Origin of the sequence: Gimesia fumaroli, assembly GCF_007754425.1 — a bacterium.
In the GTDB taxonomy this organism is placed as follows: Bacteria; Planctomycetota; Planctomycetia; order Planctomycetales; family Planctomycetaceae; genus Gimesia; species Gimesia fumaroli.
The window spans coordinates 3,078,778-3,098,040 of the sequence record NZ_CP037452.1; the positions used below are offsets into that span (position 1 = coordinate 3,078,778).

Consider the following 19,263-nt stretch of genomic DNA (forward strand, 5'->3'; position numbering starts at 1 on the left):
ATGTTGTTTCTGAGAACGGTCGGTCAGGTTTGCAGAGCAGAAATCATTCCCGCCGCCTTGTGTAAGGTTTCCTCGTATTCCAGTCGCGGATGGCTTTGGGCAATGATGCCGCCCCCGACAGGAAATTGCACCCACCCGTTTTTAATTGTGAAGGTACGAATCAGGATATTGCTATCAAATTCGCCGTTCAGACCGGCATAAAACAGGCTGCCACAATAGGGGCCGCGAACCGTTGGCTCAAGTTCCGCGATGATTTCCATCGATCGAACTTTGGGGGCGCCGGTGATCGAACCGCCGGGAAATGAGGCTGCCAGCAGGTCCCAGACAGTGTTTTCCGGCTTGAGTTGTCCTCTGACTTCCGAAACCAGATGTTGTACGGTTTCGTATGTTTCGACTTCACAGAGATGCGGAACACGAATCGATCCGGCCTGACAGACCCGAGACAGGTCATTTCGCAGCAGGTCCACGATCATCACATTCTCTGCCTGATCTTTTTCGCTTTCGCGCAGTTCATCGCGTGTCAACAGGTCGGCTTCGGGCACATACTTTCTGCGACGCGTTCCTTTGATCGGGCGGGTTTCGACTTCGTTATTTGACACATTGAGAAATCGTTCGGGAGAGGCGCTGACCACAGCCCAGTCATCCCAACCAAAATAACCGGCGAAGGGGGCCGCGTTTTTGGAACGCAAATTCAGATACAGTTCAGCCGGATGTTGTGTGCTGGGGGTTAATAAACGCTGTGAAAAATTCGCCTGAAAGATATCGCCGGCATAGATGTAATCGATGATCCGTTCCACCTGCTTCAGGAACTGAGGTTTGCTGAAATTGCTCAGGATCTTCTCGTTCCCTTCTAGCGGGAATACAGGCGAAAGTTGATCGAGCGGTAGCTGGTCCGCTTGTGTAAACGGATTTTGTGACAGAACTGTCAGCCGATCTTGTCTGTTGAATGCAGCCGCGTCGATGCGTGCCTTGATCTGATTCAGTCGCGAGGCCGCGATGTCTGCACTCTGTGTTTCCAGACGCTGATCAAAGCCCTGCACAATGAGCCACGCGCGGTGCTGGCTGTGATCCCAGGCAATGACCCAGTCGTAAAAACCGACTGCTAAGTCGGGTAGTTGAAATTCATCAAAGGGGGCGCGGTCAAATTGTTCCCAACTCTGCCCCAGTTCGTAGGACAGCAGGCCGGCAAATCCTCCCTGGAAAGGCGGCAGTCCTGGAACCGAATCAACCGAATGCTTCGCATGAATCTGTCGTATTTCTTGAAAGGGATCGACTCGAAACTGCGCCTGCTGAATTTGAAATCGTTTCAGCGGTGTTGACATCAGGTAGGAAAAACGACCCAAAGTGGAAGTCTGTCTGGCACTGTCTAAGACAAGCAGATCTTCATCATCGGAGAATTCCAGAAAGAGCTGCTCCAGATTCGGACAGGGTAGAATCTCTTCCACCAGCGGGAGTGGGTTTGCTGCTTGCCTTCCCTGCTCCTGGGGTAGCTGAGAGAGATCCTGAGATAAATTTCCAGACATGGTAGATCGATTTCACACAAAAACGCGTTGCGAGCACACGAACATTCATCGCAATTGACGGAGTGAGTATAGCATAAGTCGGATGGTTAAGGAATCATCAGCGGGGGCCACATTGCGGTTCCTCGCCTTGCTGGCTTCTGCGTTTCTGGGCACTGATTTCAGCCTGGGTCAGAAATCCCCAGTTGAGTGGCAGGTCCTGCTGGTATTGCTTGCCCAACATCAAGGCTGTCATCGCTTTACACATCTCGTATCCCAGGTAAAAAGCGTGCGAGGCGTCCAGATCTTTGGGGTTGGCAGCCTGAAACTGATCAAATAATTCATAAGGATCAGTGCCTTTCCAGTAGCCATCCCGGTTCATCACGTGTAATTGATTCTGTTCTGCGAAGATGCGGTAATTCGGGTCCCGAATTTGTTGAGACAGATTGAGTAATGCTTCCTGCCCTAAATCTTTGAGTTTGGGATCTCTGAGCATGACGAGCTGATAATCAATATGCTTCGGCAGACTTTGATTATCGATCGCATATTTGACCAGCCGTCGTGCGAGATCAAATTCTTTGATCGCGCTTTGTGCCCAGTTAATGACTTCGGTTGCCAGAACACTATGGATTTGCAGTTCCTGACAGACCGCTGCCAGCAGGACGTTCATGCCGGCGGTGTCGACTTCCGTCAATTCGGTCAGATTGCCAATGCCCATCATGATTTCAACGTCAGGGAATTCGTTGCGTGCCCGATAATATCGTTCCAGAGATGCGGTGAAGCCGTAGCCAATTGGTTCCAGGATCGGGTCAATGCGAAACGGGGTTTCTGTGCGAAGCAGTTGATCGACAATGTCGTGCAGGGAATCAAAGTCGCTGGGAAGGTCGGGGATGGCGACCACTTCCGCACCCAGTTTGGAGACCCAGTCGAGATTGGAGTGATTGCAGCTTAGAACCAGTTCTGCCCCGTTTTTGACCGCCGCCTCGACTTCCGCTCTGTCAAAACTGTCAATCGAGACTCGGTGCCCTGCTTCGACAAGCATGCGCACGACCTCCCCTGCCCGGTTCCAGCTTTCGCCGGGCACGCAGCCGACGTCAATCAGATCAGCGCCGTTTTGCCGATAATGTTCTGCCTGCTGTAAAATTTCCGCGTCAGATAAAAAGGGGGCGTGGTTGATTTCGGCCAGGATCTCAATATCAAACTTCGAGAGATCTTTGGGGGGCTTGCCTTCTTGTCCGAAATATTCGGGAAGATCGAAGTGATCTTTGGGTCCTCGTTTAAAGGGGAGCCCAAAGTGGTCCGTGAGCACCTGGAGATCGCCTTTGCATAAACCAGGCAGCATGACCCAGTCGATACCTTCAGGAACGGTGAGGCGGCGTTTGATCAGAGGCACATGCATCAGGGCGGCAACTTGAACATTCAAAACGCAAATTTCGTACTCGAACTCTCCCTGCGGAGCGAGTTTGTCCAAAACCTGGCGCAACGAATATTCAGCCAGCCTGCCCGTTACAAACAGGATGCGTTCCTGCTTCATCGATGGTCTTTCTTCAACGGTGTGCCCGTCCTGATTAGTGAACCCAGTTTTTCGGAAATCCATCAAGGGCGGAAGAATCTTCAGGTTGCCAGAGGGCCGTTTCCTCGATTTTTTGAGCCAGCGCCGTGTCTTTGCCGGTGATTGCTTTGACCTTGTGTGTTTGCAGTTTCACGGTGACCGCCGCATAGCCGACGCTCAAATCCGGGTGGTGATTACCGGCTTCCGCCAGATAACCAACGGTGTTGACCAGCATGAGTGTGTGAGGCCAGCCGGGAGTTGCGAATTTTCGTCTTAACCAGCCGTCTCGCAGTTCCCATTCCGGATACGTGTTCAGAAATTCCTGGATTTGTTCTTCGGATAAAACCTGATCTTCTGTCATGGTTCTCTCTCCTTGATTGATCACTTTTACAGGACTAATACAGGACTAAAAATTGAAATCAGGGCATCATTCAGTCGATAGTAGCTATAGTCTCACTGTAATGAATTGGAGCAAGTAATTAAATGGCGGGCACTTCTCTAATTTCATAACAACCTTAAGAATGCTTGTGAGATCAATCATCACTAACTCTATGATTCATAAGGATTAAGTGCAAAAAACTGACTACCCTTTGATGATGTAGTAGAGTAGAATAGAAGCAACGAGGTTTAGCCTGTTTTAAGGCAAGTTGAATCTCCTCCCTCCCAATTTTTCCCACCACAGTTTTAGTTGAGAAAGAACTGAAAAATGAAGCGGCTTCAGATTCTGATGAAATCGCCTTTGGTTTCAGGCATGTGCCTGTTATCGGTTCTCGTCCTGTTTGTGATTTCCGTGCCTGATTTTGTCAACGCAGCGAATAACAAAAAGCTTCCTGCTGAGCAGGTTGAGTTTTTCGAAAAAGAAATCCGGCCGGTGCTGGTCAAGCGGTGTTATGCCTGTCATGGTGCGAAAAAACAGGAAGCCAGTCTGCGTCTGGATTCGCATGCCTGGATGATGAAAGGCAGCGACACCGGGGCTGCTGTGGTGCCGGGAGATCCGCTCAAGAGCCGCATTATTCAGGTGATTCAATATCATGACGATGACAGCCAGATGCCTCCTGAAGGCAAAATGCCTCCGGTTGAGATTGCCGCGTTGACGCGTTGGGTCAAAATGGGAACACCCTGGCCTTTCTCTGAAAAAGATGCCAAAGCCGTTCCTGCAAACGGTGCTTATGATTTCGAGACTTTGTCCCAGAATCATTGGTCGTTCCGTCCGGTGACCAAACCCGAATTACCGAAGGTCAAAAATCAAGAGCGCGTCAATTCTTTCGTTGATCACTTTGTGCTTTCTCGTCTGGAAGAGAAAGGTCTGTCTCTTTCTCCTCCCGTGGATCGGCGGAAGTTAATTCGTCGCGCGACCGTTGATTTAATCGGTGTCCCTCCCACATATGAAGAAGTCGAAGCCTTTGTGAATGATACGGCTCCTGATGCATATGAAAAGCTGATCGATCGGTTACTCGCTTCACCACACTACGGAGAACGCTGGGGCCGCCATTGGTTGGATGTGGCCCGGTATGCCGATACGAAGGGGTATGTATTTACTTCGGAACGACGCTATCCCTATTCCTATACGTATCGCGATTATGTGATTCGCGCGTTCAATGAAGATCTGCCTTATGATCGCTTTATCCAGGAGCAGCTGGCGGCTGATCAACTGGACCGTCAAGGCGATGATCGTTCGCTGGCAGCACTCGGATTTTTAACGGTGGGCCGTCGCTATCGCGGAAATATTCATGATATCACCGACGATCGCATCGATCTTGTTTCGCGGGGATTGCTGGGTTTAACGGCTTCGTGTGCCCGCTGTCACGATCACAAGTTTGATCCTGTTCCAATTAAGGACTACTACTCGCTGTATGGTGTGTTCGTCAGCAGTTATGAACCGGAAGAAAAAGACCTGCCTTTAATCGGCAAGTCAAAATCGGAAGCAGAGTTCAAAGTCTATCAGGCCGAGCGGGCCAAACGGCAGAAAAAAGTGGATGATTATATTCGGGATGAAGCACAGAAATTCCGAGCGGATGCCCGTTTGAAAGTCGCAGACGTCTTACAGGCGGTTGCCGAAAAAGAGAAACTGGCAGCAGGTGATGTAAAACCTCAGTATGAGAAGGATGCGCCTCACCGGCGTTATGTTGATCTCTGGCGTTCGTTCCTGGCACGCAAAGCAAAATCAAATCGTCCGGTCTTTACACCCTGGATGGAACTGAAAACGATCAAAGGTCCCCCAGGCGAATTTCCCGCGCGTGCTGCTGAGGTGATTCAGAAACTGGCCCAGCAGGAAGCGGAAACGCAGCCGGAAAAACGCATCAACCGACTGGTAATTCATGCGTTGAAAACGAATCCGCCGCAGTCGATTTATGATGTCTGTCGCGCCTATGGGAGCGTGTTCAAAGAAGTCGAACAGGAATGGATCAAGACGGTTGCGGAAGCACAAAAGAAGAAAGCCGCAGTGCCGGCAAAACTTGCTGATGCGGATGCAGAAGAGGTGCGTCAAATTTTATATGACCCGGAATGTCCGACAGCGGCCAGTGATGACGTGGTGCAAGGCATGTTCAATCGGGCGCAACGCGATAAAGTACGTCGCTTCGAAAAAGAGATTGAAACACTGGATGTGACTTCACCTGGTGCGCCTCCGCGTGCGATGGTGATGTATGACAAAGAGAACCCCGTGACGCCGCACGTGCATTTACGCGGAAACCCCGGGCGACGTGGAGAGAAGACGCCGCGCCAGTTTTTCCAGATTCTGGCCGGTGCAGAGCGAAAGCCATTTGAGAAAGGAAGTGGTCGTCTGGAGTTGGCTCGGGCAATTGCATCGAAGGACAACCCACTGACGCCACGCGTGTTTGTGAACCGGGTCTGGATGCATCATTTTGGTGAAGGACTGGTCCGGACTCCCAGTGATTTTGGTGTCCGCAGCGATCCTCCCAGCCATCCGGAATTGCTGGATTATCTGGCTGCACGGTTCATGGAGAATGGCTGGTCTGTGAAATCGTTACATAAACTGATTATGCTTTCTTCGACGTATCAACAGGCGGCTCAGAAAAACGAGAAAGCGTATCTGATTGATTCTGATAATCGATTGCTTTGGAAGCGTTCTCCGCAGAGGCTCGACTTTGAAGCGATGCGGGACTCGCTGTTATTTGTTTCCGGCCAGCTTTCTGATGAAACAGAAGGCAGAGGTTTTCTGATTGACCAGATCCCCACGGTTCCGAGACGGACTGTTTACAGTTTCGTTGACCGTAATAATCTGCCCAACGTCTTCCGCACATTTGATTTCGCCAACGTGGAATCGAGTACCGCGCAACGGCCTTATACGACCGTACCTCAGCAGGCATTGTTTGCGATGAACAGTCCCCTGTTGATCGAGCAATCAGGATTACTGGTCAAGGATCTGGATCTGGAAAAACTGGCTAAGGAAAAAGGCGTGGAGACTGCGATCAGAACGCTTTATCAGAGGGTTCTGGCACGCAAACCGACGGCTGAAGAAATGGATCTCGGAAAGAACTTCCTGACGCATCATCGTGATCAGATCAAGACACCCGCTCGCATGAGTGGTTGGGAAAAATATGCACAAGTGCTTTGCACTTCCAACGAATTCATGTTCGTTGACTAATTAAGCGAATCAGAAAAAGTTTTATATTGCAGGAGCCTGTTCAGATGGCTGAGACAAATCAACATTTTAATTGTGATCCGATTTTTACCCGGCGGCAGATGCTGCAGCGGTGTGGTACGGGGATGGGCTCTTTGGGGCTGGCTTCTTTAATGGCTTCCCAGGGATTACTGAATGACGCAGCGGGTGCATCTGCAGGGAGTACCGAATCGCCGATGGCGCCGAAGACGTCTCATTTCCCCGGCAGAGCGAAGCATGTGATTCACATCTTTTTAAATGGGGGCGCTTCGCAGGTCGATACGTTCGACCCCAAGCCGGCTTTGGCGAAATATGCCGGGAAAATGCTGCCGACTAAAAACCTGCGTACCGAACGGAAGACAGGCGCTTCACTCCCCTCGCCTTTCAAATTTAAAAAGTATGGCGAGAGCGGGCTGGAAGTGAGTGAACTCTTTTCAGAGCTGGGTGAGTGCGTTGATGACATTGCCTTTGTTCGTTCGATGTATACCAACGTGCCGAATCATGAACCATCGCTAATGATGATGAACTGTGGCGACCTGATTCAACCACGTCCCAGTATGGGGGCCTGGGTGACTTATGGCCTGGGAACAGAAAATCAGAATCTCCCTGGTTTCGTCGTCATGTGTCCTGGCGGTTATCCCATCACCGAATCGGCCAACTGGCGCTCGGCTTTTCTGCCGGGTGCTTACCAGGGAACACACATCGATACCAAGCATACCGATATCGAAAAACTGATTTCCAACATCAAGAATAAAAAGCTGGCCCTTCCCGAGCAGCGTCGACAGCTTGATTTGTTACAGGCATTGAATCGTCGGCATCAGGAGGCTCGTACTGAGGAGTCGGCTCTGGAATCCCGGATTCAATCATTTGAACTGGCCTATCGGATGCAGATGCAGGCCTCGGATGTGTTTGATATCAATCAGGAGCCCGACCACATTCATGAGATGTATGGCAAAGGCGTGCACGCACGACAGTGCATGATTGCCCGGAGACTGGTCGAACGTGGTGTGCGGTACGTCCAACTCTGGCACGGTGCGGGCCAACCCTGGGACAATCATGACGAAATTGAAAAGGGACATCGTCGATTAGCGGATCAGTGTGCACAGCCCATTGCAGCGTTACTGAAAGACCTCAAGCAACGCGGTCTGCTGCAGGATACGATCGTGATGTGTGGCGGCGAATTTGGAAGAACGCCGGTTGTGGAACTGCCGACTCCCGGGGCGAATGCCGGGAAGATGAACGGTCGAGATCATAATAATCATGGTTTTACTGTCTGGTTAGCCGGTGGCGGTGTCAAAGGAGGTCAAGCATACGGCGCGACAGATGAGTTCGGATTTGCTGCCGTGGAAAATAAAGTCCACGTTCATGATCTACAGGCGACTGTCTTGAAGTTGCTGGGCTTTGACCATGAGCGATTGACCTATCGTTTTGCAGGTCGCGATTTCAGGTTGACGGACGTGCATGGTCGCGTTGTCGAAGATCTCATCGCTTAATGTGGCGTTTCGAACAGTGGCAGTCTGATTAAAACGCTTCTGCTTCCCCTGAAGCAAATTAATCCATGTCTTTACCTATTTTATGTCATATAGGAGCTTGACCTGTTCCCGTTAATAGGGAAGTATTGTCCATGTGTTCCCGTTTTTAAGAGTTGTTGTGTTACTCTGAAAACGGACATCCCGTATCGAAGACGATTGAAGGGGGAAGCGTGTGGCTGGTGATAACGAGCGCATTAAACTGACGCTCGAGTTATTGGGGACTGGTTTATACCCCATTATAGAACAAGAGATGAAAGCGATCTACCAGGATGACTGGATTGATCGTGCTAAAGAGAGTTTCCGAAACTCTCCTCTCACTTCACAGCCAGAAGGCGATGCCATCCGCTGGGACGCCCATTCCACGCTTTTGATTTTGTGGGACCATTGGAACAGTGTCTTTCGTAATCGGCTGACGCCGCTCGAGCGAAGCTATGTCGGCGAGTTAAGGGAATTCCGTAATCGCTGGGCCCATCAGAGTCAGATCAGTACTGATGATACGCTGAGAATTCTTGATACAGCTGCCCGTCTTTTGTCTGCAGCAGGATCGGCACAGGAAGCCCGACAGCTCCAGAGAGAACGCGATCAGTTATTACATCAGATCCTGCAGTATCAGGAACAGATTGTGATCGACTCGGATGATCAGCGTCGAGAGCGGATGCGAGACGCCATTATCTTTCTGGTTTGCGCTGTCGCCATCGATTTAGTTATTTTCTTTTCTTATGGTACCGGTGGTCTGGCGATTCTGTTTGCTTTGTTTGTAGCGGGGGTCTTCGCCTTTCTCGCGTATCAGCGCTGGGTGACTCCCGATCGACCGACCTACGGTGCCCATGAATGTACCAACTGCGGCAAGATCATTTACGGCGAAGCATGTCCTTATTGCAATGAAGATCTCCCGGTATAAGGGGAGTTCAATCGAGCCATTCGTCTTCCGGATCGAATTTCGGGAAGACGATATTGATGATCTTCATCGAACCAATGGCGCGGTGACGAACTCCCGGCGGAATGACAATTGACATCCCGGCGTGCACGGGAATGAATTCATCATCCAGCTGCATTTTCGCATCTTCGCCGCATTCCAGGAAGTAATAGGTTTCCGTCAGTTTGCGATGATAGTGCAGTTCGGCATCCTCTGAGATTTCTGTGACGTGCAACGTGCCTGGAAATTCTGGTACATCGGCGAAGGCACGCCGCGCGGTTCCACAGGGGCATGATGTCCCTTCGATCTGGGAAAAATCAGCGATATGATATTTTTTCTGTGTTGATTCCGGCATTGAAATACCCCCAAGTGGGTCAGTCTACGATTGAAAATGAAATAATAGAGGTGAGTTCCTGCTATGAGCCTCTATTATAGCAGCCTGACCACGAAAGCAAACAATCATTCCAGCTTATTGATTTCATCCAGTAAGACTCGTAAAAACGGTTCGACATCTGTTACGAGCCCTACGGTCTGAAAAGTGCCGCGATCGGCCAGCTTAGTGACTGTAGCCGGATTGATATCGACACAAACCACTTTCACACTCGCCGGGAGTAGGTTTCCGACTGCGATCGAATGCAGGGTGGTAGCAATCATCAGACAGAATGAGACTCCCTGCACCATTTCGCGCATCTTGCGTTGTGCTGCGATGGAGTCGGTGATCACATCCGGCAAGGGACCATCATCGCGAATGCTGCCTGCCAGGACATACGGCACCTGATTTTTGACGCATTCATACATGATGCCGGATTTCAGTACGCCTTGATCGACGGCGTTCTTAATGCTGCCTAAGCGACGAATCCGGTTGATGGATCGCAGATGATGTTCGTGGCCTTCTTCACTGGAGCCGCCATGTTCCATCGAGATTCCCAGACTGGTTCCATAGAAGGATTCTTCGATGTCGTGAGTGGCCAGCGCGTTACCGGCAAAGAGCAGATTCACATAGCCTTCTCTGATCATTTCGCTGAAGTGGTCTCGACTGCCGGTATGCACGACGGCAGGGCCGGCGACAACGAGAATTTTTCCCGAACCCGCTTTCGCACGTCGCATCTCTGAGGCGATCTCTTTGACGGTGACCCCTTTGGGTTTTTCACTGGAGACGGTGCTGTGCATGAATGAAAATCCGGAAACGTCAGGAGCACTGCGTTCTGTGGGAATGACTCTGGTTCCCTGATTGCCTGTCACCACCAGTTCCCCTTTGGTCACGTCTGACATCGGCAAGCAGTGCGCAGATTGCCGATCGGGGCTGACGACAATCCCACAGTCCATTTCCTGCAAATCAACGGGAATCCAGTTTTCCGCAATACGAATTTCTGTTTTCTGGTTGGTCGTGCAGTAAAAGCCTTCTGGAAACGCACCATCCATGTCGGCAGGCACTAAGACACAATCATGTTGATGAACGGGGACTGCACCATGCTGGGCGATGTGCGTCAATATTTTCTCAAGCGTTTCTTCATCTTGGGCTGAAACGGTGATTCGGGCGTGGCTGCTGTCTGAACGAAGTTGGCCAATCGCGATATCGTTAATGGAAAAATCGCCTCCCAGGACGGTAATTTCATCCAGAATCTTGGGTAACAGCAGGCTGTCAATAATATGCCCCTGTAATTCGATATCTTCACTGACACCGGACGTCTCGGGTGACGGGTTCTCTGAAGAAGGCTGATCTGAGTGATTCATGTGCGTTCATCCTTGCCTGGAACTCGAATGGAAATGAGAGTGTAAATAGATGCAGAAAGATAAGGAAAACAATGATCTCATGACTCTATTTTACGTTTTCTTTCCCAAAAGAATACTCTCAAAATAATGTTTGCTGCCCTGACTATCATATTAATTGCTTACTTTTTAATATTTTGCAGACAGACTCAAATCAGCACCCCGGAAACGACACAGGAGCAGTCGCTTGTATTTTATGATGATGGCCTTTGAGCCACTTGATTTTATTCGATTAATCACCGGGCTGGATGCCCCGTCTTCAATCCTGATCAGTCTGATTTTCATTTTTCTGGGTATGCTCAGCATTACCAAAGGTGGCGATTTATTTACGGACAGTTCTGTGGAAATCGCCAGGCTGACTCGAATTTCTCCGGTGATCATTGGCGCGACAATTGTCAGCATGTCGACAACGTTCCCTGAGTTGATGGTTTCTGTTACCAGCACGGTTTCCGGCAAAGGTGATCTGGCTGTGGGAAATGCACTAGGCTCCTGTTTATGTAATATCGGCTTGATTATTGGATCCTGTGCTTTGCTGAAAGGCTTTCTTTCCTGGCGACGAAAAACGGAGAGCGGGATTCCGGTTTCACGGTTAACAATCGTGGGGCCCGGTTTCTTTATGGTGTTTTCCGGCGTTCTGGTCTGGCTGTTCAGTCTGTTCTCATCTGGCGGTGCGATGACCCAGGCGGGAGTTCCTGCCGAGTTCGGTATCGCACGCTGGCAAGCCGGGATATTGCTCTGTGTTTTAGTGGCTTACATCCTGTTTTCTTTGCGCGTCGCGATGGCTTCACGTCATGATTTTGGTGAAGAGCAAGAGCAACCGCCGGAAGTCCCGAATTTCAAATTGCACTGCATCAAGTTGGCATTCGCTTTTTTCTGTGGTGCTTTTCTGGTAGTGCTGGGGAGTAAGCTGCTGGTGACCAATGCCGTGCAGGTTGCCCGTTATTTTGAAGTTTCAGAATTGCTGATTGGTCTGACGATTTTAGCCGTGGGGACTTCCCTGCCCGAGTTTACGATTTCCGTGCTTTCCGTGGTCAAAGGCCATGGTGCATTGGGAACCGGTAATATTATCGGAGCCAATGTATTGAATATTACTATGGTGGTTGCCACGTGTGCGTTGATTCATCCGTTGCCGATTCAGAGGCAAACGGTGCTATTGGATGGCCCTGTGGTGATTTTTTTGATGCTGGCCATGTTAGGGCTTTCCTGGAGACGCAAGCAAATCTCCAGTTTGAGTGGTTTGGTTTTATTGACTATTTACGTGGGGTATCTACTGATCGCGACGTTCTGGTTCGGTCATGCGTAGCGTCTCTCTCGAAGTAAAGGCTTGATTCAAGAGTCGATTTGAGAATATCATAGCCAATCTGGAGTTGTTTCATTGAGATCCAGCAGGTAGTCTGGAACCCTGTCGATCAGCTCATTGAATTTCACACTTTTTCATACGTTCCCCAAATCAGTAATGTTCCCGCTATGGTCAGAATTGGAATAATAGGGCTTGGACCATACTGGGAGCAGCGCTATGAACCGGTACTGCAGGCGATGGATCAGCGGATTCAGATCAAAGCAGTCTACGATCCGGTTCGCAGTCGCGCGGAACAGGTTGCCTCCCATTGGAATGCCGCGGCTGTTTCGGGAATTGGTTGTCTGGTCACACGCTATCCGCTGGATGCGTTTCTGCTCCTGCATTCCGACTGGATGAATCACTACCCGCTCAAACTGCTCAGCCAGCAGAATCGGCCCGTGTATATTGCTGGAAGTTTAGGGGAAGATCTGGATCTGTTGGAGCGGGTTCATTCTCGAGCGGTGGAGCAGCTGGGGACATTAATGCCTGAGTTCAGCCGACGTTATTCACAGGCCACCAGTCGGTTTTTTGAATTAGTCGTGACCCGTCTGGGAAAGCCGAACTCGATTCAGATTGAGACCTGCTGCCCCGCAGAAGATCAACAAGTGGAAGTTCCCGGGCAAAAGAATGAAACTGATTTTCTGGTGGGATTAATGGACTGGTGTTGTTACGTGATGCGAACCAAACCAGTCAAAGTACAGACGACGTTACATTCTGATTCGAGTGATCGATCGGAAGATCATCGGCAGATTAAAATTGAATTCCTGCCTGACCCGGTGACTGCTGCGGAACGGTTTGCGTTGATTAAACTCAAAACGGAACAGAGAGAGTCGGAAACACAGTTTCCCCGGCATCGAATTCTGTGTCGAAACGGATTGGCAGAATTTCATTCCCCTGAAGAGATCCATTGGGAAAATGACTCGTCTTCCATGACAGAGTCACTCAAAAGTGATCGGCGGGAACTGGAAGTGATGCTGGATCATTTTTGCCGACGCGCGGTGGGTGGGATTATCCCTGTTCCCAATATCCGAGATGTCTGTCAGGCGATTCAACTGGTACGGCTGTCGCGCGACAGTCTGAGTTCAGGCAAGTCACTCGCTGTGACAAAGTTTAAAGACTGAGAGACAGCCTGCGTGTTGCTCCCGTGCTGCAATCAAGGTGCAGTAAAGAGCTCACCAAAACACAGGTACGACTATTTGGAACGCTTTGCATGCGGGTGAGACTTTTCGTATGTCTCGCGTAAACGTTTGGTGCTGACGTGGGTATAAATTTGAGTGGTCGTTAAGCTTTTATGCCCCAGCAGCTCTTGCACGCTCCGCAGATCTGCGCCGCCATCCAGGAGATGCGTGGCGAAGCTGTGCCTCAAGGTATGCGGGCTTGTTTTTTTGTCGAGCCCTGTCTGCAGCAGATACTTTTCCAGCATGCGCCCCACGCTTCGAGAAGTGATTCGGGTTTTTAAGCGATTGAGAAAAATTGCGTCGGAATCAGGGTGTGGTTTGGGTTTAGCTTCTCGTTCTTCGAGCCAGTATTTCAATGCTTTGGCGGCGTAGCTGCCGATCGGAGCGATGCGTTCTTTGCGGCCTTTTCCCAGGACGCGAATAATATTGGCATCCTGGTCCCAGTCAGTCAGATTGAGGGCGACCAGTTCGGAAACACGCAGACCTGCGGAATACAGCGTTTCGAGAATGGCGCGATCTCGGAGTCCCATTTTTGTATTCGCCGGAGGCGCTTCCAGCAGCGAACCGATCTGATCTGTGGTCAGGAAGTGAGGTAATTTTCGACCAGTGCGCGGCGTGCGGAGTGGTTTGGCCGGATTGGTTTTGGTGTATCCCTCTCTACAGCAGTAACGGAAAAAACTGCGCAGGCAGGCTAAACGCCTGGCGATCGTGGTGCGCTCGTACTGACACTCGTGGAGATAAGCGACATAACGACGCAATTCACTGATGCCGATCCGGTCCGGAGGTAAGAGTGTTTCCTCGTACTCGGTCAGATATTCGACGAGGCTTTCCATGTCTTCCGCGTAGGATTTGAGCGTCAGTTCGGACGAATTCCGTTCGATTTGCAGATAGCGCAGAAAGCTGTCGATTGCGTCATGTAGTTCAATCGGCCTGATAGTTTGCGAAGAGATCATAAGGCTTCAATGAGTGGATGAGACGTAGTTAGTTGAGAAGATCTTCGCGAGAGAATCCAGTCGTTTGGGATTCAAGCCGTTTTACGCAAGCGTCTGGATTGTTCTTCGAGTTCTGCTTCGCGTCTTAATTTGCGAACTTTCTGACTCATGACAGCGGCATCGTACCAGGTGAAACTCAGATCTTTATCGGCTGCATACTGGCCTAATGTCTGGAGCATCTGCGAAGAGCTTTCATCGTCATAAAGAAAGACGTAACGTTCTGAGTCTTTAACTAATGCAACGACATTCATTTGTTGTTTCACTGTGGCAGTCCTTTATTATAGTCAGATCACGGGAGGCGTAGTCTGGTGGGATGGGAGTGCTCATTTAACCGCAATATTTAATATCGGCAGTCGAGCGGTGGGATTATCGGTATTTTCTTACTTTGAAGATGAGCTGATGCTGAGCTTGTCCGCCATGCAGCGTTAACATCTCTAGAATCATTAAATGCGATGTAAACCGTATAAAGTCCTCACTCCGATGCAGGTAGGCTTCCCAGCCCCCACTGCGGCGGTCTCCGCTGACTTCAAGATAATCGCGTAAATGAGCTACAAGAGCAGCATCAGAGCCATCGAACAGCCGTGTGTAAGACATGAACGGTTGTCGCGGGTCCAGGGTCGTGGTATGCGTTGATACCGAAGGTGGGCAGTAGGCATCGAATTGCTTCGTGTCTGAAGGAATTTGTTGTGTGATTTTGGATGGGGGGGCCGGAAGTGTCGTTGGCTTCGGAGCAGCAACCGGTGGTTGCTTCATTTTTATGCCGGGATTGGGTTGGGTTGTCAGAGGAGTCTGGACGACCGGATTGGTTGTCTGTGCGCCCTGATTGGCTTGTGCATATGCCTGAATAATGCCGGACTGGTTTTTGGGATAAGGCCAAACGTCGAGCGATTCTGCTGACTGTCCGCGAAAGACAGTATCTTTAGGCGTAGAAGGTAGTCGGCTTCCGGTGGGACAGTGTCCTGTAGGGCAGTTTTGTTTGCCCTGCTTCCGATTGATTTTCTGTTCCTGTTTTTCAGCTTTGCGTTCCATGTGAGATGCGTGTCTCACTTCCCGATTCATCTGGTGTTCTTCCTTGCGGGCTTCTTTGGCAGCCAGACGATCGCTTTTGAAGAATTGATTCATGACAGACTTTTTCGTATGCCGCTCTTCAGTCAGTAAGGGGAGGCCCGGAATAAATTCCTGTGAATGGGGAGAATACCAGGAAACCTGCATGCCGATGCGGGGTGGATAATAGGGGGAATAATCGGTGACCGCTCCAATGACAACTGCATCCACGTTCAAGACTTCTGCCAGCTTGAGAACATCATCCGGGTTATTCATTTGGAGTTCATGTTCCACCATAGCGACTTCAGCGACGCCGACTGGTAAAACCTGGAATCCAGGGACTTTCTGCAATTCTGCATAATAAGCGAGTGCAAAACGACGTCCGTCCACATCTGGTTCCTGACTGAGATTGAAAAAAGGAACCACAGCAACCGTTTTCAGCTTCGGATTGGGATTGGTGACAGAGGTCCGCATGATCACGCACCCTGACAGGCTGGAGAGACAAATTAGCAATGTAAAAATGCGAGTCAGCACCGAATGGTTCCCAAAAGATGAAGCCAGAAAGAATCGATATCAACGTTATCGGCATAACCAGCAGAGTAACTTCAATAAGAAATCTTTTAGTAATTTTCCTATCTTTACATTTGGGGGAATCCCCTGCTTTTTCGAGCCAGGTCTCCTTAGATATTGTGGCAAGTGACTATTTCCAGAGCCTGTCATGGCTGCTAATATGCTCTAGATGACTTAAATTACGCTTTTTGATACGATCCGAATCCAATGAAATCTCTGCCTCCCCAACCTGATTCCCGACCACCGCTCTACTATGGGGCACTGGAGTTGGAATCCCGGTATTTGCTGTCTCCTTTAGCCGGCTATACGAATTTACCCTTTCGACGGATTGTTCGTGAACTGGGGGGCGTGGGGTTGGCAACGACTGATTTGGTCAATGCACGTGGTTTGCTGGAAGGGAGCCACAAGACTCTGCAGTTGATTCAGACCTGTCCTGAAGATTCCCCGTTTGCGGTGCAGATCTTCGGAAGTGAAGCCAAGCAGATGAGCGACGCGGCTCAGTTGCTGGAAGGACGAGGCGTCGATTCGATTGATATCAACATGGGCTGTCCCGTGAATCGGATTGTCAAAGGGGGCGCCGGGGCGAGTATGATGTGCCGTCCCGAAGATACGGTGTCATTGGTCCGATCTGTGGTGGAAGCAGTCAAGATTCCCGTTACAGTGAAAATGCGACTGGGCTGGGATGATCAGAACCTGACTGCTCCTTTTTTTGCGCGAGAGTTTGAACAGGTGGGCGTGGTTGCCGTAGCCATACATGGACGAACGCGCGAGCAGGGTTTTCGTGGTTCGGTCAATCATGATGGAATTCGTCAGGTGGTGGAAGCCGTCGAATCGATTCCCGTGATTGGGAACGGGGATGTGACTTCGATTGCCGATGCGGATTTTATGCTGAGAACAACCGGTTGTGCGGGCGTTTCTATCGGCCGGGGGGCTTTGGCAAATCCCTGGATCTTTCGTCAGCTGGTCCAGTGGGAGCAAACCGGACAATGTGATCCGGCGGGAAGTTTCGATGCACGATTGGAGTTATTGCTGCGGCAGTTTCGTTATCTGCTGGAAATGACGACAGAAGAGCGCGCACTTCCCATGTTTCGTAAGATGGGGCACTGGTATCTGAAGTCGATGCGGGTCAAGCCGGCCTTACGTCATGTATTTCAATGTGCTCAGAACCTGGAAGAGTTTGATGACGCAATCAAACAGATTGCCGCTCAAGGGCCAACCTCCGGTTCCCGAAGTGGTGTTTTGCCGGACATGCACATTCCTGTTCCCGGCGGTCCCGTCGAACGCTGGTAACGTTCATACTAAGTATCGGCGTCGAATTCTTCGACGAGCAATGGATCTAATTCGATGCGCAGCTTGTTGATTCTTCGCTCGTCGGACTCAAGGACCTCGATGCGCAATTGTTGCCAGGTCAGCGAATCGCCGGTTTGAGGCACCTTCCCCATTTGGGTAATCACAAAACCGCCGATGGTGTCAAAGTCTTTTCCTTCAGGCAGATCGTAGTTGTATTTTTCGTTGAGATCATCGATATGCACCCGGGCATCGACTTCGACGATGTTGTTCCCCTGTTCGAAAATCATCTGCTCTTCTTCATCATCAAATTCATCGACAATATCGCCCACGATTTCTTCAAGCACATCTTCCATCGTGACCAGGCCGGCAACGCCCCCATATTCATCAATAACGATTGCCATGTGGACGTGTTCTTTCTGCATGGTTTCCAGTAACGAGTCAATTCCCGTTGTTTCCGGAATATAGAACGGGGAGAACATCAGTTCTTTGATCGACAGTTTTTCTGATGTATTGGAATTCTGATTTTCCTTTGAATAGTGCTTGAGCAGTTCCCGGGCATACAGAATCCCTACGATATCATCGGTTGATTCTCCGATCACGGGAATCCGCGAATGGCCGACGTCAATGAACTTTAACAGTGCTTCGTCCAGAGTTGCATCGACAGAGACATATTCCATATCCATGCGCTGGGTCATGATGGCGGCGACATCTTCATCCTGAAGTTCCATCACCCGCTGAATCATTTTGCCGGCTTCGGATTCCAGAATTCCGCCTCGCGCGCCTTCTTCAACCACAGAAAGAATTTCTTCACTGATATTGGCTTCCCGTCCATTCTTATTTTCATCGATGCCTGCCAGCCGGTGCGAAAATTCATCAATTTTCCAGGAGAGCCAGATGACCGGGGTCAGGAAAACCGGCAGCCAGCGGACTACAGGCCAGAATTTCTGCAGGAAGCGTTCCCCCGTGATCCGTGAGATGGTCCAGGGAACGGTCATCAGGAAGATGATCCCGATCACCAGTGCCAGGAGCATTTGAAACGTGAACTGGATGGCGGTGGAAACAGAACTGAATTCAGTCGGAATGGGAATGTATTGTCTGGTCAGAATAACCGAGATCAGAATGACGCCGGTGAAATAGCAGAAATCCGCTGCCAGAAGAATGGTCGGATGCGACTTCAGGATTTCACTGAAGCGATCGGGGACCCCTGCTTCGTTACAGAGCGTTTCCAGGCGACTTCGTGAAAAATCTCTGAGTGAAAAACCCAATACGCCTGAGAACAGGGTGAGTGCAATTAAAACAGCAAATATCAGCGGGACCATAAATCTTGCAAATAGCCAAATTGTAAGAGACAAAACTGATTCGGTGAAGCTACCGGAATCTACTTTAGTTTAACGGGAACGGACGAATACATGAATCTGAGAATTACAATAATTCAGATGAATTCTCACTCTTCTCTTCTGGGAATTTTCAGCCCCCAGTGATCAAAAATCTGTTGTTCTCTGGTTCGCATCAACTGGAGCTCGCTTTCTGACAGATCATCATAACCGCATAAATGCAATAAACCATGTACGACATACAGCAGAAGCTCATTCTCGGCAGACCATTGATATTTTTCCGCCATCGCGACCGCCATTTCAGCAGAGACGATGACTTCGCCTTCAATGGTCTTACCGGCGCCCCTGATTTCCGGAATCTGTTGCGCTGGATCGATCTGACAATCCAGCAGAAAACTCAGGACGTCCGTGTCATAGTCATGTGCTAAATATTGTTGATTCAGCTCACGGACGGTGGGATTGTCAAAAACAGCAAGGCTGATGTCGGCCTGATTTACTTTTTCCGACTGTAAAAGATAACAGGCCGCTGCCTCCAGCTGGGATGCATCGATCACGATGTGATTCTGCGAGTTTTGAATGTTGATTTGAAACTGGTCCAGGGTGTTCATGCAGTTCTTCTATCGGT

At 50.1% G+C, this 19,263-nt stretch carries 16 protein-coding genes; 6 read left to right on the top strand and 10 right to left on the bottom strand.

The genetic code is table 11. The features are described from left to right. Positions 1-23: 23 nt before the first annotated feature. The 3 genes from pabB to Enr17x_RS11745 form a co-directional block, all read right to left on the bottom strand. Positions 24-1,523: an aminodeoxychorismate synthase component I gene (gene pabB, locus Enr17x_RS11735; protein WP_145308893.1), complete on the bottom strand. Its 1,500-nt coding sequence runs from the start codon at positions 1,521-1,523 to the stop codon at positions 24-26. Positions 1,524-1,620: 97 nt separating this feature from the next. Beyond that, positions 1,621-3,033: a DUF6513 domain-containing protein gene (locus tag Enr17x_RS11740; protein WP_145308895.1), complete on the bottom strand. Its 1,413-nt coding sequence runs from the start codon at positions 3,031-3,033 to the stop codon at positions 1,621-1,623. A gap of 34 nt (positions 3,034-3,067) precedes the next feature. Then, entirely contained in the window at positions 3,068-3,412 is a 345-nt protein-coding gene (locus Enr17x_RS11745; protein WP_145308897.1) for a 4a-hydroxytetrahydrobiopterin dehydratase, read from the bottom strand. 345 nt (positions 3,413-3,757) lie between these two features. Here Enr17x_RS11745 and Enr17x_RS11750 point away from each other — a divergent pair, with 345 nt between their 5' ends. From Enr17x_RS11750 to Enr17x_RS11760, 3 genes are all read left to right on the top strand, one after another. Then, positions 3,758-6,658: a PSD1 and planctomycete cytochrome C domain-containing protein gene (locus tag Enr17x_RS11750; protein WP_145308899.1), complete on the top strand. Its 2,901-nt coding sequence runs from the start codon at positions 3,758-3,760 to the stop codon at positions 6,656-6,658. Positions 6,659-6,702: 44 nt separating this feature from the next. Next, positions 6,703-8,166 (top strand): DUF1501 domain-containing protein, encoded by a 1,464-nt coding sequence (locus tag Enr17x_RS11755; RefSeq protein ID WP_145308901.1) that lies wholly within the window; start codon positions 6,703-6,705, stop codon positions 8,164-8,166. Positions 8,167-8,377: 211 nt separating this feature from the next. Then, entirely contained in the window at positions 8,378-9,106 is a 729-nt protein-coding gene (locus Enr17x_RS11760; RefSeq protein ID WP_145308903.1) for a Swt1 family HEPN domain-containing protein, read from the top strand. Between the two features lie 7 nt (positions 9,107-9,113). Here Enr17x_RS11760 and Enr17x_RS11765 read toward each other — a convergent pair whose 3' ends face one another. Then, the gene (locus Enr17x_RS11765; RefSeq protein ID WP_145308904.1) at positions 9,114-9,476 is read right to left on the bottom strand and encodes a cupin domain-containing protein; all 363 of its coding nucleotides are present in this window, start codon (positions 9,474-9,476) and stop codon (positions 9,114-9,116) included. A gap of 104 nt (positions 9,477-9,580) precedes the next feature. Further along, positions 9,581-10,855, bottom strand: coding sequence for an ornithine cyclodeaminase (locus Enr17x_RS11770; RefSeq protein ID WP_145308906.1), 1,275 nt, complete (start codon positions 10,853-10,855; stop codon positions 9,581-9,583). A gap of 232 nt (positions 10,856-11,087) precedes the next feature. Here Enr17x_RS11770 and Enr17x_RS11775 point away from each other — a divergent pair, with 232 nt between their 5' ends. Next, a complete protein-coding gene (locus tag Enr17x_RS11775) occupies positions 11,088-12,194 on the top strand; it encodes a calcium/sodium antiporter (protein WP_232101080.1) in 1,107 nt (368 codons plus the stop codon). 164 nt (positions 12,195-12,358) lie between these two features. After that, a complete protein-coding gene (locus tag Enr17x_RS11780) occupies positions 12,359-13,351 on the top strand; it encodes a Gfo/Idh/MocA family oxidoreductase (protein ID WP_145308910.1) in 993 nt (330 codons plus the stop codon). A 71-nt stretch (positions 13,352-13,422) separates the two neighbouring features. Here Enr17x_RS11780 and xerC read toward each other — a convergent pair whose 3' ends face one another. The 3 genes from xerC to Enr17x_RS11795 all read right to left on the bottom strand — a co-directional run bounded on the left by xerC (position 13,423) and on the right by Enr17x_RS11795 (position 15,918). Further along, positions 13,423-14,361, bottom strand: coding sequence for a tyrosine recombinase XerC (gene xerC / locus Enr17x_RS11785; RefSeq protein WP_145308912.1), 939 nt, complete (start codon positions 14,359-14,361; stop codon positions 13,423-13,425). Between the two features lie 71 nt (positions 14,362-14,432). Further along, positions 14,433-14,663 carry a hypothetical protein gene (locus Enr17x_RS11790; RefSeq protein ID WP_232101029.1) on the bottom strand — a complete coding sequence of 77 codons (231 nt, stop codon included), beginning with the start codon at positions 14,661-14,663 and terminating at the stop codon, positions 14,433-14,435. 103 nt (positions 14,664-14,766) lie between these two features. Continuing rightward, a complete protein-coding gene (locus Enr17x_RS11795; RefSeq protein WP_145308914.1) occupies positions 14,767-15,918 on the bottom strand; it encodes a hypothetical protein in 1,152 nt (383 codons plus the stop codon). Between the two features lie 303 nt (positions 15,919-16,221). Between Enr17x_RS11795 and dusB the strand changes: the two genes are divergently transcribed. Further along, entirely contained in the window at positions 16,222-17,304 is a 1,083-nt protein-coding gene (gene dusB / locus Enr17x_RS11800) for a tRNA dihydrouridine synthase DusB (protein WP_145308916.1), read from the top strand. An 8-nt stretch (positions 17,305-17,312) separates the two neighbouring features. Here the strand turns inward: dusB and Enr17x_RS11805 are convergent, their stop codons facing one another. Both Enr17x_RS11805 and ybeY read right to left on the bottom strand, forming a co-directional pair. Next, the gene (locus Enr17x_RS11805) at positions 17,313-18,623 is read right to left on the bottom strand and encodes a hemolysin family protein (RefSeq protein WP_145308918.1); all 1,311 of its coding nucleotides are present in this window, start codon (positions 18,621-18,623) and stop codon (positions 17,313-17,315) included. A 125-nt stretch (positions 18,624-18,748) separates the two neighbouring features. Then, positions 18,749-19,246 carry an rRNA maturation RNase YbeY gene (gene ybeY, locus Enr17x_RS11810; protein ID WP_145308920.1) on the bottom strand — a complete coding sequence of 166 codons (498 nt, stop codon included), beginning with the start codon at positions 19,244-19,246 and terminating at the stop codon, positions 18,749-18,751. Positions 19,247-19,263 lie beyond the last annotated feature (17 nt).

Bases quoted from the DNA above. Each gene is read 5' to 3' on its own strand.
- Enr17x_RS11755 (WP_145308901.1), top strand. From the start codon at position 6,703: ATGGCTGAGACAAATCAACATTTTAATTGTGATCCGATTTTTACCCGG.
- Enr17x_RS11750 (WP_145308899.1), top strand. From the start codon at position 3,758: ATGAAGCGGCTTCAGATTCTGATGAAATCGCCTTTGGTTTCAGGCATG.
- Enr17x_RS11780 (WP_145308910.1), top strand. From the start codon at position 12,359: ATGGTCAGAATTGGAATAATAGGGCTTGGACCATACTGGGAGCAGCGC.
- Enr17x_RS11765 (WP_145308904.1), bottom strand. From the start codon at position 9,476: ATGCCGGAATCAACACAGAAAAAATATCATATCGCTGATTTTTCCCAG.
- xerC (WP_145308912.1), bottom strand. From the start codon at position 14,361: ATGATCTCTTCGCAAACTATCAGGCCGATTGAACTACATGACGCAATC.
- Enr17x_RS11770 (WP_145308906.1), bottom strand. From the start codon at position 10,855: ATGAATCACTCAGATCAGCCTTCTTCAGAGAACCCGTCACCCGAGACG.
- Enr17x_RS11795 (WP_145308914.1), bottom strand. From the start codon at position 15,918: ATGCGGACCTCTGTCACCAATCCCAATCCGAAGCTGAAAACGGTTGCT.
- Enr17x_RS11775 (WP_232101080.1), top strand. From the start codon at position 11,088: ATGATGATGGCCTTTGAGCCACTTGATTTTATTCGATTAATCACCGGG.
- pabB (WP_145308893.1), bottom strand. From the start codon at position 1,523: ATGTCTGGAAATTTATCTCAGGATCTCTCTCAGCTACCCCAGGAGCAG.
- Enr17x_RS11740 (WP_145308895.1), bottom strand. From the start codon at position 3,033: ATGAAGCAGGAACGCATCCTGTTTGTAACGGGCAGGCTGGCTGAATAT.
- Enr17x_RS11745 (WP_145308897.1), bottom strand. From the start codon at position 3,412: ATGACAGAAGATCAGGTTTTATCCGAAGAACAAATCCAGGAATTTCTG.
- ybeY (WP_145308920.1), bottom strand. From the start codon at position 19,246: ATGAACACCCTGGACCAGTTTCAAATCAACATTCAAAACTCGCAGAAT.
- dusB (WP_145308916.1), top strand. From the start codon at position 16,222: ATGAAATCTCTGCCTCCCCAACCTGATTCCCGACCACCGCTCTACTAT.
- Enr17x_RS11805 (WP_145308918.1), bottom strand. From the start codon at position 18,623: ATGGTCCCGCTGATATTTGCTGTTTTAATTGCACTCACCCTGTTCTCA.